Genomic DNA, 15368 nt, shown 5'->3' with positions numbered 1-15368 from the left:
AAGCACCGCTCCCACAATCAGAGTTTCTTCAGCTTACTCAGCATCTGCCGCCTTATCCCGCGACAAGCTATACACATACGCCGCCAGAATATGCACCCGGTCATTGCCCTGAATCGCTTGCTGTGCAGGCATCTGGCCCTGACGACCGTAGCGAATGGTTTGTTGCAGTTGCGCGTAACTGGATCCGTAGATGTACCCCCCAGGATGAGTCAGGTCTGGTGCTCCCAACACTTGCATGCCTTTGCCTTCCGGGCCGTGGCAGGCGACGCAGGTGGTGGCGAATATCTTCTGCCCGGCCACCGGATCAGCCTTGGCGTCTTCCGGTAATTTGCGACCGCTGAGCGCGGTCAGCACGTACGCCGAGACGTCGCGCACGCCTTGATCCTGGAGTGCGTCCCCCCACGCGGGCATCACAGCGTGGCGGCCGCCCATGATCGTGGCCTTGATGGTTTCCGGCTCGCCGCCCCAACGCCAGTCGGCATCGGTCAGGTTCGGAAAGCCATAAGCGCCTTTGGCGTCGGAGCCGTGACACACCGAGCAGTTGGACGCGAACAGGCGGCCACCCATCTTCAGGGCCTGGGGATCCTTGGCGACTTCTTCGATGGGCATCGACGCAAATTTGGCGTAGACCGGCCCGAAACGCGCCTCGGAGCGCGCCATTTCCTTCTCCCACTCATGCACGGCCGTCCAGCCTGTCTGGCCGTCGGAGAACTCGATTTGCTTCTCGGTGTTCATGTAACCGTAGCCCGGCCAGAGACCTTTCCAGTTACCCAGGCCGGGATACAGCACCAGGTAACCCAGAGCAAAAATAATCGTGCCGATAAACAGCATGAACCACCACTTGGGCAGCGGATTGTCGTACTCCTCAATGCCGTCGAAGGCGTGGCCGACGGTTTCTTCGGTGGTGTCATCGCGCTGGCCCTTGCGAGTCGAGAGCAGTAGCCAGGTGAGGGCGAATATCGTGCCCAACGTCAGGACGGTGACGTACAGACTCCAGAATGTGCTCATGACTTGCTCCTGGACGCTTTTTCCTGCTCGACCTTTTTGATCGCTTCGGGATCGTCCGCGAAGGGCAACAGGGTTGCATCGTCAAACTCTGACTTGCGCCGGGGGCTGAACACCCAGAGCGCCAGACCGATGAAGGCCACCATCACCACCAGGGTGCCAAGACCCCGAATCATCCCGATATCCATCCAGATCACCGCTTGCTTTTAATGACGGTGCCGAGGCCTTGCAGATAGGCCACCAGTGCATCCATTTCGGTTTTGCCTTTCACTGCGGCCTGAGCGCCGGCGATGTCTTCGTCGGTATAAGGTGTCCCCAGGGTGCGCAGGACTTCCATTTTCTTCGCGGTGTCCTTGCCATCCAGATGCTTCTCGACCAGCCACGGATAGGCAGGCATTTTCGACTCCGGCACGACGTTGCGCGGGTTGTAGAGGTGCGCCCGATGCCAGTCGTCCGAGTAGCGACCGCCGACTCGCGCCAGGTCCGGCCCGGTGCGTTTGGAACCCCACAGGAACGGGTGATCCCAGACGCTTTCGCCCGCTACCGAGTAGTGACCATAGCGTTCGGTTTCGGCGCGGAACGGGCGAATCATCTGCGAATGACAACCGACACAGCCGTTGGCGATGTACACGTCACGGCCTTCGACTTCCAATGCGGTGCGCGGCTTCATGCCCTCCACCGGTTTGTTGGTCACGTCCTGAAAAAACAGCGGGACGATTTGCGTCAGGCCACCGATGCTGACGGCGATGACCATGCAGAGGGCTAGGAGGCCAATGTTTTTTTCGAGGAGTTCGTGCTTCATCGGTGAGCTCCCACGACGGCGATTTGGGCCGCGGCTTCAGCTTCATCCGGGGTCGAAGCACGCACAGTGCGCCAGACGTTGTACGCCATGAACAGCATGCCACTGGCGAAAGTCGCACCGCCGACCATTCGCACGATATAACCCGGATGGCTTGCCTGCAGGGCCTCGACGAAGGAATAAGTCAGCGTGCCGTCGTCGTTGATCGCCCGCCACATCAGGCCCTGGGTAATACCGTTGACCCACATGGACGCGATGTACAGCACGGTGCCAATGGTTGCCAGCCAGAAGTGCGCGTTGATCAGGCCGATGCTGTGCATCTGTGGCCGACCAAACACTTTGGGGATCATGTGATACGTCGCGCCGATGGTGATCATCGCCACCCAGCCGAGTGCGCCTGCATGCACGTGGCCGATGGTCCAGTCGGTGTAGTGGGAAAGGGCGTTGACCGTCTTGATGGCCATCATCGGGCCTTCAAAGGTTGACATGCCATAGAACGCCAGGGACACCACCAGAAACCGCAGGATCGGGTCGGTACGCAATTTATGCCAGGCGCCGGAGAGGGTCATCATGCCGTTGATCATTCCGCCCCAACTCGGCGCGAGGAGAATGATCGACATCACCATGCCCAGCGATTGCGCCCAGTCGGGCAGGGCGGTGTAGTGCAAATGGTGCGGACCGGCCCAGATGTACAGGGTGATCAGCGCCCAGAAATGCACGATGGACAGACGATATGAATAGATCGGCCGCTCAGCCTGCTTGGGCACGAAGTAATACATCATGCCGAGGAAGCCGGTCGTCAGGAAAAAACCCACTGCGTTATGGCCGTACCACCATTGAATCATCGCGTCGGTGGCGCCCGCGTAGGCTGAGTAGGATTTGAACAGGCTGACCGGCAACGAGATGTGGTTAACGATGTGCAGCATGGCGGTGACGACAATAAATGCACCGTAGAACCAGTTGGCGACATAGATGTGTCGGGTCTTTCGCTTGACGATAGTGCCGAAGAACACCGCGCCATACGCCACCCAGACGATGGTCAGCAGAATTGCTATGGGCCATTCCAGTTCGGCGTATTCCTTGGAGGTGGTGTAACCCATCGGCAAGGTGATGATGGCGCTGACGATGACCGCTTGCCAGCCCCAGAATGAGAACGCCGCCATGCCATCGGAAATCAGCCGGGTCTGGCAAGTGCGTTGCACCACATAATAAGACGTACCGAAGAGCGCGCAGCCGCCGAACGCAAAGATCACAAGATTGGTGTGCAAAGGGCGAAGGCGTCCGAAACTGGTCCATTCCAGACCCAGGTTCAGTTCCGGCCAGACCAGCTGTGCGGCGATGAAAACGCCAAGCCCCATGCCCAGGATGCCCCAGACCACCGTCATGATGGCGAACTGGCGGACCACTTTATAGTTATAAGCAGTCGGACTGTTTGCTGTGCTCATTATCAGGTTCCACGGTTCGACTATTTATCAGAGTGTGAGCGTTATTAACCCATGAAACCCGGCGCAGGCATGCTCAGCGGCCGTTTCAGGCATATTCCGACGCGGAGCGTAAAGGAAAAACCTGTCCCGGTGGACAGAAATTTTCTGGAGGGTGCAAGGCGGGTGACTTGATGCGTGATTAACGGACAATATTAATTCCGAAAGGCGGGAGAGGATAGGCGCAATCCTGTAGGACCGGCTTTAGCCGGGAGGACGGTATTTCTGGCGAAGAAGGTTTGGTGAATGTGCCGACGGCCTCCCGGCTGAAGCCGGTCCTACGGAACTGCGGGATGAAGGAAATGGCGGGGGAAAGGGACCACCGCACCCTGTTGCAGGGTGCGGCGTTGAAGGGGTCCACAGTGTTGCTCTTTTTGCTACCGCGCCGCTTTACCCTTGTCGATGAGTTGATCAGGACCCTTCGACAGGCTGTAAACATAAGCGGCCAGCAGCTGTACTTTGTCATTGCCCAATAAATCGGCCTGAGCAGGCATATGACCTTGGCGACCAAGACGAATGGTCTGCTGCAACTGCGCCAGGCTGGTGCCGTAGATGAAACCGCCCGGCTGTGTGAGGTTTGGGGCGCCCATGACTTCGATGCCTTTACCCGTTGCGCCATGACAGGCTACACACGTGGAGCTGAACACTTGCTGTCCGGCAGCCAGATCGGCCCTGTCATCAGCGGGCAGTGGCAGTCCCGCCAGGGAGTGGCGCACATAAGCTGCAACGTTTTTCACACCGTCTTCGCCGATGATCGTGCCCCAGGCCGGCATGGCCGCCACGCGGCCTGCCATGATGGTGGTTTTGATCGTGTCAGCGGAGCCGCCCCAGCGCCAGTCGTTGTCGGTCAGGTTCGGGAAGCCGTAAGCCCCTTTGGCGTCCGAGCCGTGGCAGACCGAGCAATTCGAGGCAAACAGGCGGCTACCCATTTTCAGCGCTTGCGGATCCTGAGCAACTTCTTCCACCGGCATGGTAGCGAATCTGGCAAAGACCGGTCCGAAGCGGGCGTCTGCCTTGTCCATTTCCTTCTGCCATTCGTTGACCCCGGTCCAGCCGTTTTCGTAGCCGGGGGCGATGCCTTTCCAGTTGCCCAGCCCCGGATACACGATCAGGTAGCCAATCGCGAAGACCAGCGTCCCGGCAAACAACATGAACCACCACTTGGGCAGTGGATTGTCATACTCCTCGATGCCATCGAAGCTGTGCCCCATGGTCTGGTCTGTGCTGCCTTTGGTTTCGCCCTTGCGGGTACCGATCAACAGCCAGGTCAGGCCGATCAGGCTGCCAAGGGTCAGCACGCAAATGTAGGTGCTCCAGAAGGTGGTCATGGCTGGTTACTCCGCACAGCAGACTGCTCTTTTGAAAGTTGCTCGATTACCGGGGATGGCAACGGCTCGTCGGCAAACGGTGCCAGGCGAGCTTCGGCGAACTCAGCGTTGCGTCGGCTGCTGAACACCCAGAGCGACATACCGATGAATGCGATGGCCACGATCAGCGTGCCAACGCCGCGTAGATCCTGAATATCCATGGCTCACCTCTTGCTCTTGATGGCAGTGCCGAGCACTTGCAGGTAGGCAATCAGCGCGTCCATCTCGGTCTTGCCTTTGAGGGAGGCAACCGCACCACTGATATCGTCATCGGTGTAGGGCACGCCCAGAGTGCGCATAGCCTTGACCTTGGCTTCGGTGTAGCGGCTGTCCAACGGCTGGGTCACCAGCCAGGGATAGGCAGGCATTTTCGACTCGGGCACGACGTTGCGTGGGTTGTACAAATGCGCCCGGTGCCAGTCATCCGAGTAACGGGCGCCAACACGGGCCAGGTCTGGGCCGGTACGTTTGGAGCCCCACAGGAATGGGTGATCCCAGACACTTTCACCGGCTACCGAATAATGGCCGTAACGCTCGGTCTCGGCGCGGAACGGACGGATCATCTGCGAGTGGCAGCCCACACAGCCTTCGCGAATATAGATATCGCGGCCTTCCAGTTGCAGCGCGGTGTAAGGCTTCATGCCCTCAACCGGTTTGTTGGTCACGTCCTGAAAGAACAGCGGGACGATTTGAGTCAGGCCGCCGATGCTGACGGCGAGCACCATCAGGATCATCAGCAGGCCGACGTTTTTCTCGATCGTTTCATGTCTCATAGCGAGCTCCTCAGGCCATCTGCGCAGCGGCGGCGGCTTCAACGTGACTGGACGACCGGACGGTGCGCCAGGTGTTGTAGGCCATCAGCAACATGCCCAGCAGGAAGATCGCGCCCCCAGCCAGACGCACGATGAAGCCGGGATGGCTGGCCACCAGTGTTTCGACGAAGGAGTAGGTCAAGGTGCCGTCTTCATTGATTGCACGCCACATCAGGCCTTGAGTGATGCCGTTGACCCACATCGATGCGATGTAGAGCACGGTGCCAATCGTGGCGAGCCAGAAGTGCGCGTTGATCAGGCCGATGCTGTGCATCTGCGGGCGGCCGAAGACTTTCGGGATCATGTGGTACAGCGCACCGATGGAGATCATCGCGACCCAACCCAGCGCACCGGCGTGAACGTGGCCGATGGTCCAGTCGGTGTAGTGGGAGAGAGCGTTGACGGTCTTGATCGCCATCATCGGACCTTCAAAGGTCGACATGCCGTAGAACGCCAGGGACACCACGAGGAACCGCAATATCGGGTCGCTACGCAACTTATGCCAAGCGCCTGAGAGGGTCATCATGCCGTTGATCATCCCGCCCCAGCTCGGCGCCAGCAGGACCAGCGACATCACCATACCCAGCGACTGCGCCCAGTCGGGCAGGGCGGTGTAGTGCAAGTGGTGCGGCCCGGCCCAGATGTACAGGGTGATCAACGCCCAGAAATGCACGATGGACAGCCGGTAGGAATACACCGGACGTTCGGCCTGCTTGGGCACGAAGTAGTACATCATCCCCAGGAAGCCTGCGGTCAGAAAAAAGCCCACGGCGTTATGCCCGTACCACCACTGGACCATGGCATCGGTGGCACCGGAGTACAGCGAGTAGGATTTGGTCAGGCTGACCGGCAGTTCCAGGTTATTGACAATGTGCAGCACGGCAACCGTGAGGATGAACGCACCGAAGAACCAGTTGCCGACATAAATATGTTTGGTCCTGCGCGTGGCCAAGGTGCCAAAAAACACGATGGCATACGCCACCCATACAACAGTGATCAGGATATCGATGGGCCATTCCAGCTCGGCATATTCCTTGGAACTGGTGTAGCCCAGCGGCAGGCTGATGGCTGCCAGCAGGATCACCAGTTGCCAGCCCCAGAACGTGAACGCTGCCAGTTTCGGCAGGAACAGTGTTGTCTGGCAGGTGCGCTGCACCGAGTAATAAGAGCTGGCAAACAGTGCGCAGCCGCCGAAGGCAAAAATCACCGCGTTGGTGTGCAACGGACGCAAACGACCGAAGCTTGTCCAGGGAAGATCGAAGTTGAGTTCAGGCCAGACCAGTTGGGCCGCGAGGAACACGCCTAGACCCATCCCGACAATCCCCCAGATCACCGTCATAATGACGAACTGGCGGACCACCTGATAGTTGTAGGCGGTACTGTTAGTTGTGTTCATTTAGTTATATTTCCCATCCAGGCCAGATCGGGGCGCTACGCACAGGTTTAGCTCCGGGTTATTGGCAGACTCATCAAAAGCGAGGCAAGCATGAGCATTGGGCAAAGTGCCGGTATTGACGAAGATCAATGTGCGCACCTGGCAAAAGACCGGGGCTGGTTATGGAATCAGGCGTTCACAGACCCACGAAGCAAGCCCGTGGCGACGCTTGTTCTGGCCCATGGCGCGGGTGCGCCGATGGACAGCGACTTCATGAACGACATGGCTGCGCGCCTTGCCGCGCATGGCGTCAACGTGTTGCGTTTCGAGTTTCCCTACATGGCGCAACGCCGGGTCGACGGACGCCGTCGGCCGCCGAATCCCCAGGCGCAATTACTGGACTGCTGGCGTGAGGTGTATGCCAGTGTGCGACCCCATGTCACTGGGTGTCTGGCCATTGGCGGCAAGTCCATGGGCGGGCGTATGGCCAGCCTGATCGCAGATGAGCTGCAAGTGGATGCGCTGGTGTGTCTGGGTTATCCGTTCTACGCGGCAGGCAAACCGGAAAAACCTCGGGTCGCGCACCTCGCAGATCTGCAAGCGCCGACCTTGATCGTGCAGGGTGAGCGGGATGCGCTGGGTAACAAGGAAAGCGTCGCTGGCTACACGCTGTCCCCTGCGATTGACGTGTTGTGGATTCCCGCCGCCAATCATGACCTCAAGCCCTTGAAGTCGGCAGGCATCAGCTACGAAGACTGCCTGGCCAACACCGCGAAACGTATCGTCGACCTGCTCGGTTAAGTCGGCAGGCAGTGCAGATCGAACTCACCCCCGGTCACTGCGAAGTCCACGGCGGAAATGCTGAAGCCGAACTCACCCCTCAGATGTTGCGCGGACAGGTCGGCCTCAAGCAGCGTCAGTTGCCCGGCCTGAATATGCCCCGAGTGATAGATGATGTTCTGGCTGTTGGGTGTCTGGTGATAGACGACTCTGATGTACTCACTGGCCACCAGGTCGTGAGTGCCCAGGGGCAGATCCCGATCGAAGAACAGGCCGATACTGGCACGTTTACGGCCGATCCTGCCTTCGGCGATGACCTTCCAGATCCACTGCCGAGTCGTCGGTGACAGCTCCGGTCGTAACGTCAGACTTGCCGAAAGCGAAAATACGATCAAAGGGTGTTGATTGACCACAGCCTGGAAGCTGCCCTTGCAGGTCGGCGGGCTAAGCCGCGATTTACGAGGCATTGCGGACGCGCTCATGAACGTGCTCCTTGCTGAGCAGGTATGTGGTTTGGAGGATGGAGAGAAGGGCGGCGCACTGGATAGGCAGTGCGCCGCCCGGACATCCGGTCTCAGTCTGAACCCGCAGCATCACCGGTCAGCGAATACCTACGCCTAGGCTGATGCTGTGCTCCAGCACTTTGAAGTTCGCGCCGGTCACGAGGTTTTTGATGAGGTACCACTTCATCCCCACCAGGTTCTGCGCTGCCACCGTGGACGACCAGTACAGCCCATCACCCATTGGCCAGCGATTGCCGTAAGCATTGAAGATCTGATTCAGCTCATCAATCGAGGGGATACGCGCACCCTGACCTGCAGCGGTAGCAGTCATCTGCGCATATTTGCCAGAGCCCAGCCCGATGCATTGAATGACGCCACTGACCGTGACCGTATAGCTCTTCGTTTCACCGAGTGCATCCGTCACCGAAATTCTCGCCGTCCCGTTACCCCGAACCGAAGTCAGGCCACTCTCATCCACATGGGCGATGCGAGCGTCACTGGATACATAGGCATAAGGCGCTTGCCCGCCACTGGCAATGCGCCGCACCGTTGTACCTGCCGGAAAGTCTGGCAGGACATCCGGCCGACCGGGAATCAGATAAACCTTCCCGCCCAGGCGCACAGGCGACGTGTCGAAGTTCATGCCCTGTTGAACCCGCAACCACAGCGGCGCAGAAACCACCGCCGTGCCCGCCCGCGTCACGGTATACGTCACACTCGCAGAGCTACCGATGTTCTGGTTAATGAGGGCTTTGGGGATATTGAACTGCAACTGCGCATCGCCGCCGATCACCTGCGCTGGCGTGCTGTAGCGGGTTGTACCTTCCCAGGTAACGACCACACTGTCGCCACTGCTCATATCCGCATACCCCACCCGCACTGTTGCACCGGAATCGGGGATATGTGAAGGGGTGAGCAGGCCGTCGGCGCCGACGGTGTCCATGGTTGGGGCGGGGAGGCGGGTCACGCCAGCCTGAATTTTCAGCAGCAACGTTCCGGACGTTTGCACACTACCATTGGCGCGCAGGACGTCATAAGTGATCGAGACCGTCTGACCCTTATTCGCCTCCACCAGGGTTGCCGAGAACAGCATCTCAAGATCCCTGCCTGCATCGGCATCGGTAATCGTCTTTTCCTTGCTGTCACTTGCATCAGGTCCGCGCCACTGCACCTCTACGCGATCCCCGCGGGCCAGCTGCGCGAAGGCACCCACCACCACCGTTGCACCCTGTGTCGCGTTGACCGGATCGAGCGTATCGCCATTGGCTTCCTTCACCACCGGCAACGGTAGCTCAGGCAATACCCGAAGCTGCAATTTGACCTGTACTGCCTGGGCATTCGCCGAAAGATTGCCCGCCAGATCAGTCACGGTATAGAAGACCGGTGCCTCGATATCACCAATGTACTCCAGAAACTCCCGCGAGAAATCCACCATGACTCGATGCAGGCCCATGTCATCACTGCCAACGATTGCCACAGGTCCTTCCACAGTGCCCCAGTAAGTGCGGATCACATCGCCTTCTTTCATATCGCTATAGCTTGCGATCTTGCCGGGCAATTTGTTTCCCAGAGCGTCCAGCTCGGCTGAAGTCAGGCCGTTCTGGATGGCGACCGGGAAGATGATTGGGGCGAGGAGTGGATTGCCGGGGGCGGTGCGGTCGATTTCGATTCGAGTGGTGAATGAATCGTCAGTGAGTTCGCTAAACGGATTTTTGGTTCTATAGCCGACGTAATGCAGGCCTTCATTCATGAGTGCAACAGGGATTTCAAGCGTCAGGCGCTCTCCTGGCTGCTCATCATCGATTGTTTTTTCCGGGCCTATGAGCATGTCATCAAACAGAAGTTGATAAGTAAATTGAGGGCGCGCCGCGCTCCACACATCGAACTCTACCATTAGCGGTTTATTTAAATACTCGATAGGGATAATTCCATTATCAAGTGCGCTTGGCACGGAGGGTGCGTCAAGTTCTGGCGAGGGAATATCTTTTTGATTAAGCATGATTTTTCCTAGTTATATCTGCAGGATGCAGCGGGCCCTTGGCCCGCTGTATCTATGTTTATCGAAATGTACAAGTCAACTCGGCTGAGTCCAGCATATGAACAGGTGCGCGCGTCACAGTAGAGTTTACGGCACTTTGGTTACTGCTTGGTGGTGGTTCAACTTTGATACTCACCTCTGCGAATCCGGTACAGATCATTCTTAAGTTTCGATATGGCACGGTGAATGTGTAGCCATCAATGATGTCAAACTCATCCAGCTCCCGTGCAGCCGTATAATTCGACGCTTCAATGGGGGTGTTGTCATCATCAAAGCCTTTGAAGCTCAATGTTACTTTCTGATCTTTGGCAATGTTGATATAAGGTACTATCAGCAAGTCGGCGCCATTTGGGTTCAGTACAGGAGCGATGTAGCCTCCGGAGTTCAGTTTGAATTGCGGCCCCTCCAATCCGTCTGGACCACCAGGCAACTCTTCTCTGGATCGAACAACTACTGACTGTATCGGAGCTTTCGCAGGGTTGGGGTTACCGTTTCGCACCAGAGTGAAATACACCGGAATTTCAGCGCCCGTGCCTTGAAGTTTCAGAATTCCGTTGTCAATCGGGATCATCAGATCCTTCTCCGCACTGACATCGGTAGCTTTAATCTGATACCACTGAAGTTTTTGTTGATCACCCCAATAAAGATTCAGATCATCGCTAACCTGGAAGTCCTGGTTCCAGGCCACGATGCCACGACCGTTAAGCTCGTAATCATCCTCGTCAATAAAGTTTTCGGTGGTATTTGGGTTCTCAATACTGGTTCCTTGTACCGTCAGGGCTGTCAGAGGACTCGTCACAGGAAGCGTCAGGAACACATCGACAGTGCTGATGAGCGAGGTGCCGACGACTTCATTTTGTCGGGATACCTCATAAGAGACCTTGACCTCTCCGGGAGGTAGCGCATTGATGGTTTCAAAGGGCACGCGCAGAGAAAGAACAATATCTTCGTCTTCATTGCCCGGCGGTAAGGACACGGGGAGCATAGGGTTGCTCTCTCCCCAGAAAAGTCGAATCTGATCCAGTGCGCTGGCATTGTCGTAGTGAGGAATATCGACCGTTACACCAACCAGAGCCTCGGCATGGTCAATCAGATTACCCAGATCCGGGTCAATGATTGGGGCAGGATAGTCCGATGGGATTTCCTGGAGCCTCAAGATTACGGGTACCGGATTCGACTCAATTGAAAGGTTCCCAGCCCGGTCAGTCACCCGGTACGTGACCGGTTGCTCCTGTTCACCCAGACTCTCCAGAAAGCTCTTGGTGAATGTCACCGAAACCTGATTAAGCCCCATGTCATCTTCATCGACGTCTGTGCTCGGTCCTGGGGTGTTACCCCACAATGTCTGAATAAGGTCGTGTTTAGCCATGCCGGTATAGCCGGCAATATGCGCTTCCAGTCTGCCCCCCAGTTGTGCGAGTTCGGCAGCCGTGAGGCCGTTCTGCACTTCAGGAGGAAATTGAATCTGGCTCAACTCCGGGGAGCCTGGTGGTGTTTTATCAATAACCACCATGTAAGGGAACGAGCGATTTGCTATCTGACTCAACGGGTTGTAAGTTCGGTATTGCAGCATGTGGACACCTTCATCCAACAGGCTGACCGGGATTTGTAGCGTGAGAGGGTCGCCCGGTTGCTCATCTTCGCTAATGAACTCTGCGTCGCCGTAAGGCACGTTGTCCCAGACTAGTTGATAGGTATATCCGGGGCGTGCACCCGGCCAGACTTTTAGTGTGACGGTTACGGGACGTTCCAGTGCAGAGATCGGTAGCAGGCCTGGTGTGTCGTCGTCATGGAAGGCGACCGGTACATCTGGCTTCTCGTGAACAACTGTTTCCTGTTTTGCTTTTCGATACTGCGGGACAATGAGAGGTTTTCTCTGTGTAGCTTCCATTGTTTAATTCCTTTTTTGATATTATTTACGATTCGTATAGAGGTCCGCTTATAGCGTGAACCTCTGAAGTAATAACCTGGAAAATTCACAGCGACGTTTGTGTCATTGCTTGATTTCAAGTTAGGGCGGAAGTAATCGTTTTTTTCTCAGGACGTCAACCGAAGGTGGTAGATAAATCTTACCTTTCTGAAATTTTCAGAAGTTTCCTACAAAATTCCTGTGTATGTAGGAAATAAGCTCATTGTTCTAGGAGTTTTCCTACTATTCTCTGCTGGCGTTAGGTAGTAGTCCCGTGATTAAGTCGAGAAGAATGCGTCTTCTGTTAAATAGGGAGACGAATTTGTGTCGTACGAAATACGTTATTTGCAATCTGGTGTGGGGCGTATCGCAGTCGCTTTTTTTATTGGGGCGGCTCCTGGTATGGATGCTTGGGCGAGTCACTCGAATTTGCCTCAAGAGCAACATATAACGGTTAATAAAGGGGGGGTTTTTATCGGGGGTCAATTGACACAGGTGGTTCCGGTAGAGGGTGTTGTAAAGACGGTTGACGCTTCTACCCCGGTCGATTCGTATCATGTTACTAAGGGGGGGGTTCTCAATATAATTAATGGCGGCGTAGTCAATTCGGTATTGGTTATGGAGTCGGCTATCAATGTAAGTGATGGCGTAGTGAATGGAGGGATCAGGGTTGATATCGGTGAGGCGACTATTGAACGGTCGGTCATTCGTAATGAGACAGGATATGCATTGCGCTTTGGTGGTAGTGGCTCCGAGGGAATCGTGCGCTCCAGTGATTTATCAGGGTTAGGCAAGGCGATAAATTTAGGCGCAAACCGTTCTTTAACGATTGCTGACAGCCGTGTCTACGGTGCTGAGTCGGCAGAGAACAGAGGCCTTGGTATCGATGTTGTGGGGGCAACCTTGTCGGTGTCCGAAAACAGTCATGTACGCGGTCAGTACAACGGAATAAATATGGCGCTTGCCTTGGATTCCTCAGCCATTCCAGTTCAACCTCTGAGTACGATAGTCATCGACAGCTCCGTTGTGGAGGGCGTCGAAGGCCCGGCCATCAGTGTTGCTCCGAAGGAGGCAGGCAGCGATGGCGCGATTGCCGATATCACCATTCAAAATAGATCCACGTTGCTGTCAGGTAATGGCAACTTGCTGGAAGCCGATAATCTGAGCACTGTAAATTTAATCGTCGACAACAGCACTCTCAACGGCAACCTCGTTGCCGACACCACCAGCACCCTGAACGTTACCCTGCAACGCAACGCCCAACTCACCGGCAATATCATCAATAGTGATAAGTTGGCGATCAACTCCGGTGCAAGCTGGACACTGGCGGATAGTAGTCAGGTGAACTCGCTGGCGATGCGGGGCGGGCGGGTGAGTTTCGGCGAGGGAGCGCACAAGACGCTTACCCTAGGCGAACTTTCCGGTCGCGGGACTTTTGATATGCGGGTCAATCTGGACGAACGCCAAGGCGATTTATTGCGGGTCGAGGGCCAGGCCACTGGTAATCATGGCTTGTATGTGAAAAACACTGGCGCTCAAGCGGTCGACCCCGACATGCAGCGGTTGCTGCTCGTGGACACCGACGGGGGCGATGCGCAGTTCAGTCTTTTGGGCGGGCGTGCGGATCTGGGCGTCTATTCCTACGAGCTGGAGCAGCAGGGCGATGACTGGTTCATCGTCGGTTCCGGCAGGGGCATCACCCCGTCTACTCAAAGTGTGCTGGCGCTGTTCAACGCGGCTCCGAACATCTGGAACAGCGAACTGAGCACGTTACGCAGCCGCATGGGCGAGGTGCGCGGCCATGAACAGAGTGGCGGCTGGATGCGTGCTTATGGCAGCCGGTTCAATGCCAGCACAGGTGATGGGGTTGATTATCGAAACAATCAGAGCGGCCTTTCGTTGGGCGCGGATGCACCACTTCCGGTAAGTGTCGGGCAGTTGTCATTGGGCTTGATGGCCGGTTACAGCAAAAACGATCTGGCGATTGGGCAAGGCACCAGCGGCAAGATCGGCAGTTATTACGTGGGTGGGTACGGTACCTGGTTGCTGGACGACGGTTATTACCTGGACGCGATTCTCAAACTCAACCGGTTTCGCAATGAATCCAAAGTCGCCATGAGCGACGGTGCGAAAGCCAAGGGGAATTATGAGAGCATCGGTCTTGGTGGATCGCTTGAGTTTGGCAGAAACATCCGTTTTGACGATGGCTATTTCCTCGAACCCTATGCGCAATTTTCCAGCGTGTGGGTTAAAGGTGACAGCTATGCGTTGGATAACGGGATGCAGGCTCGCAACAAACAGACCCAATCGGTATTGGCCAAGGTCGGGGCATCGGCAGGGCGGAGCATCAGCCTCAAGGATGGCGGTGTGGTGCGGCCTTACCTGCGATTGGCAGCGGCTCAGGAGTTCTCCCGTAATAATGAGGTCAAGGTCAACTCCACGCGGTTTGACAATGATTTGTTCGGCTCTCGAGCCGAAGTGGGGGCCGGGATTTCGGTGTCCTTGTCCGAGCGTCTACAACTGCATGCCGATTTCGATTACATGAAAGGCAAGCAGGTCGAGCAGCCTTGGGGCGCAAACGTGGGATTGAAATTCGCGTTTTAGTCGGATTGCGCCCCTGTCTTCAGATGACCTGAGTCTGCAAAGGGCATCACAACAGTGAATAACCCCCGTCGAGCAATCGTCGGGGGTTATCGCTTTTCATGGACCGTCAGGCATTCGCTGTCGAGCTACCGGGGCCATTACTCCGTTTTGGTCTTTGCCTCGCAGGCGCTGGATCGCGATTGACCGTGACACGTACTGCAGGAGAAGTGCCGATCAGATACTGGTCGCGATGCACCTCGTAATAAACGTCCACCAGACCATACTGCACCTGGGCGATGAGATCGTAGCTGACGCACAGGACTCGTACCGTGCTGTCCTTGCTGATAGAGCGTAAACGAATCAGGGTCGAGGATTTGTTCTGGCCCCAATAAAACACCAGCGTATCGCCGAGGCGCATTTTCTCAGAGCCGGGAATATTGATGTGGACACCGGCGTTGGCCTGTTCGTAGCTGACGGTATTAGGTTTGACGTTCGCCAGCCTGGGTGCCTTCAAATAACGGGAGATATTCAAGTCAGGGTGCTGTATTGACACAGTTGAGTCCGCGCCTTCTGGATGTGAGTTGGTAGAGACAAGCGTTAATTCAGGGGCATTTTCCTGCTTGAGCGGTGTGTGCTGTTCGCTGGCTTTCTCGACGGTGGAATTTTTATTGGGTGGTGCGCCGGGTGTGAACTCTTCGTTCATCTTTTCGTCCTGA

14 protein-coding genes are annotated in these 15368 nt (G+C 56.4%); 2 read left to right on the top strand and 12 right to left on the bottom strand.

The annotated features are described in order from the left end of the window. Window positions 1-33: 33 nt before the first annotated feature. The 8 genes from ccoP (CKW31_RS23820) to ccoN (CKW31_RS23785) form a co-directional block, all read right to left on the bottom strand. Window positions 34-1008: a cytochrome-c oxidase, cbb3-type subunit III gene (gene ccoP / locus CKW31_RS23820; RefSeq protein ID WP_095100692.1), complete on the bottom strand. Its 975-nt coding sequence runs from the start codon at window positions 1006-1008 to the stop codon at window positions 34-36. Beyond that, window positions 1005-1193 carry a cbb3-type cytochrome c oxidase subunit 3 gene (locus CKW31_RS23815; protein WP_095100690.1) on the bottom strand — a complete coding sequence of 63 codons (189 nt, stop codon included), beginning with the start codon at window positions 1191-1193 and terminating at the stop codon, window positions 1005-1007. Before CKW31_RS23815 ends, ccoP (CKW31_RS23820) begins: the two co-directional genes overlap by 4 nt. Window positions 1194-1198: 5 nt before the next feature. Beyond that, entirely contained in the window at window positions 1199-1807 is a 609-nt protein-coding gene (ccoO, locus tag CKW31_RS23810) for a cytochrome-c oxidase, cbb3-type subunit II (RefSeq protein ID WP_095100688.1), read from the bottom strand. Continuing rightward, window positions 1804-3249, bottom strand: a complete 1446-nt coding sequence (ccoN, locus tag CKW31_RS23805) for a cytochrome-c oxidase, cbb3-type subunit I (protein WP_095100686.1) — start codon at window positions 3247-3249, stop codon at window positions 1804-1806. The genes ccoO (CKW31_RS23810) and ccoN (CKW31_RS23805) overlap by 4 nt, the downstream gene beginning before the upstream one ends. 413 nt (window positions 3250-3662) lie before the next feature. Continuing rightward, window positions 3663-4613, bottom strand: a complete 951-nt coding sequence (gene ccoP / locus CKW31_RS23800) for a cytochrome-c oxidase, cbb3-type subunit III (RefSeq protein WP_095100684.1) — start codon at window positions 4611-4613, stop codon at window positions 3663-3665. Further along, the gene (locus CKW31_RS23795; RefSeq protein ID WP_095100682.1) at window positions 4610-4813 is read right to left on the bottom strand and encodes a cbb3-type cytochrome c oxidase subunit 3; all 204 of its coding nucleotides are present in this window, start codon (window positions 4811-4813) and stop codon (window positions 4610-4612) included. Before CKW31_RS23795 ends, ccoP (CKW31_RS23800) begins: the two co-directional genes overlap by 4 nt. A 3-nt stretch (window positions 4814-4816) precedes the next feature. Further along, a complete protein-coding gene (gene ccoO / locus CKW31_RS23790) occupies window positions 4817-5425 on the bottom strand; it encodes a cytochrome-c oxidase, cbb3-type subunit II (RefSeq protein ID WP_095100680.1) in 609 nt (202 codons plus the stop codon). Window positions 5426-5435: 10 nt separating this feature from the next. Continuing rightward, complete coding sequence (ccoN, locus tag CKW31_RS23785; RefSeq protein WP_095100678.1) at window positions 5436-6860, bottom strand: cytochrome-c oxidase, cbb3-type subunit I; 1425 nt, start codon at window positions 6858-6860, stop codon at window positions 5436-5438. Between the two features lie 90 nt (window positions 6861-6950). Between ccoN (CKW31_RS23785) and CKW31_RS23780 the strand changes: the two genes are divergently transcribed. After that, on the top strand, window positions 6951-7640 hold the full coding sequence (locus tag CKW31_RS23780) for an alpha/beta family hydrolase (RefSeq protein WP_095100676.1): 690 nt from the start codon (window positions 6951-6953) through the stop codon (window positions 7638-7640). On the opposite strand, the gene CKW31_RS23775 is transcribed toward CKW31_RS23780, so the two are convergent. The 3 genes from CKW31_RS23775 to CKW31_RS23765 form a co-directional block, all read right to left on the bottom strand. Continuing rightward, window positions 7637-8101 (bottom strand): hypothetical protein, encoded by a 465-nt coding sequence (locus CKW31_RS23775; protein ID WP_095100674.1) that lies wholly within the window; start codon window positions 8099-8101, stop codon window positions 7637-7639. The genes CKW31_RS23780 and CKW31_RS23775 overlap by 4 nt on opposite strands. 118 nt (window positions 8102-8219) lie before the next feature. Beyond that, a complete protein-coding gene (locus CKW31_RS23770; protein WP_176469964.1) occupies window positions 8220-10121 on the bottom strand; it encodes a hypothetical protein in 1902 nt (633 codons plus the stop codon). Between the two features lie 58 nt (window positions 10122-10179). After that, entirely contained in the window at window positions 10180-12051 is a 1872-nt protein-coding gene (locus CKW31_RS23765; protein ID WP_095100672.1) for a hypothetical protein, read from the bottom strand. 420 nt (window positions 12052-12471) lie between these two features. On the opposite strand from CKW31_RS23765, the gene CKW31_RS23760 reads away from it, so the two are divergent. Continuing rightward, window positions 12472-14673, top strand: coding sequence for an autotransporter outer membrane beta-barrel domain-containing protein (locus CKW31_RS23760; RefSeq protein WP_095100913.1), 2202 nt, complete (start codon window positions 12472-12474; stop codon window positions 14671-14673). A 106-nt stretch (window positions 14674-14779) separates the two neighbouring features. Here CKW31_RS23760 and CKW31_RS23755 read toward each other — a convergent pair whose 3' ends face one another. Continuing rightward, a complete protein-coding gene (locus CKW31_RS23755; protein ID WP_256582710.1) occupies window positions 14780-15355 on the bottom strand; it encodes a hypothetical protein in 576 nt (191 codons plus the stop codon). Between the last annotated feature and the right edge of the window lie 13 nt (window positions 15356-15368).

It is taken from the genome of Pseudomonas sp. Irchel 3A5 (genome assembly GCF_900187575.1).
Classification (GTDB): Bacteria; Pseudomonadota; Gammaproteobacteria; order Pseudomonadales; family Pseudomonadaceae; genus Aquipseudomonas; species Aquipseudomonas folii.
The sequence above is the reverse complement of the archived record's forward strand: the minus strand, read 5'-3'. Positions and strand labels throughout refer to the sequence as shown.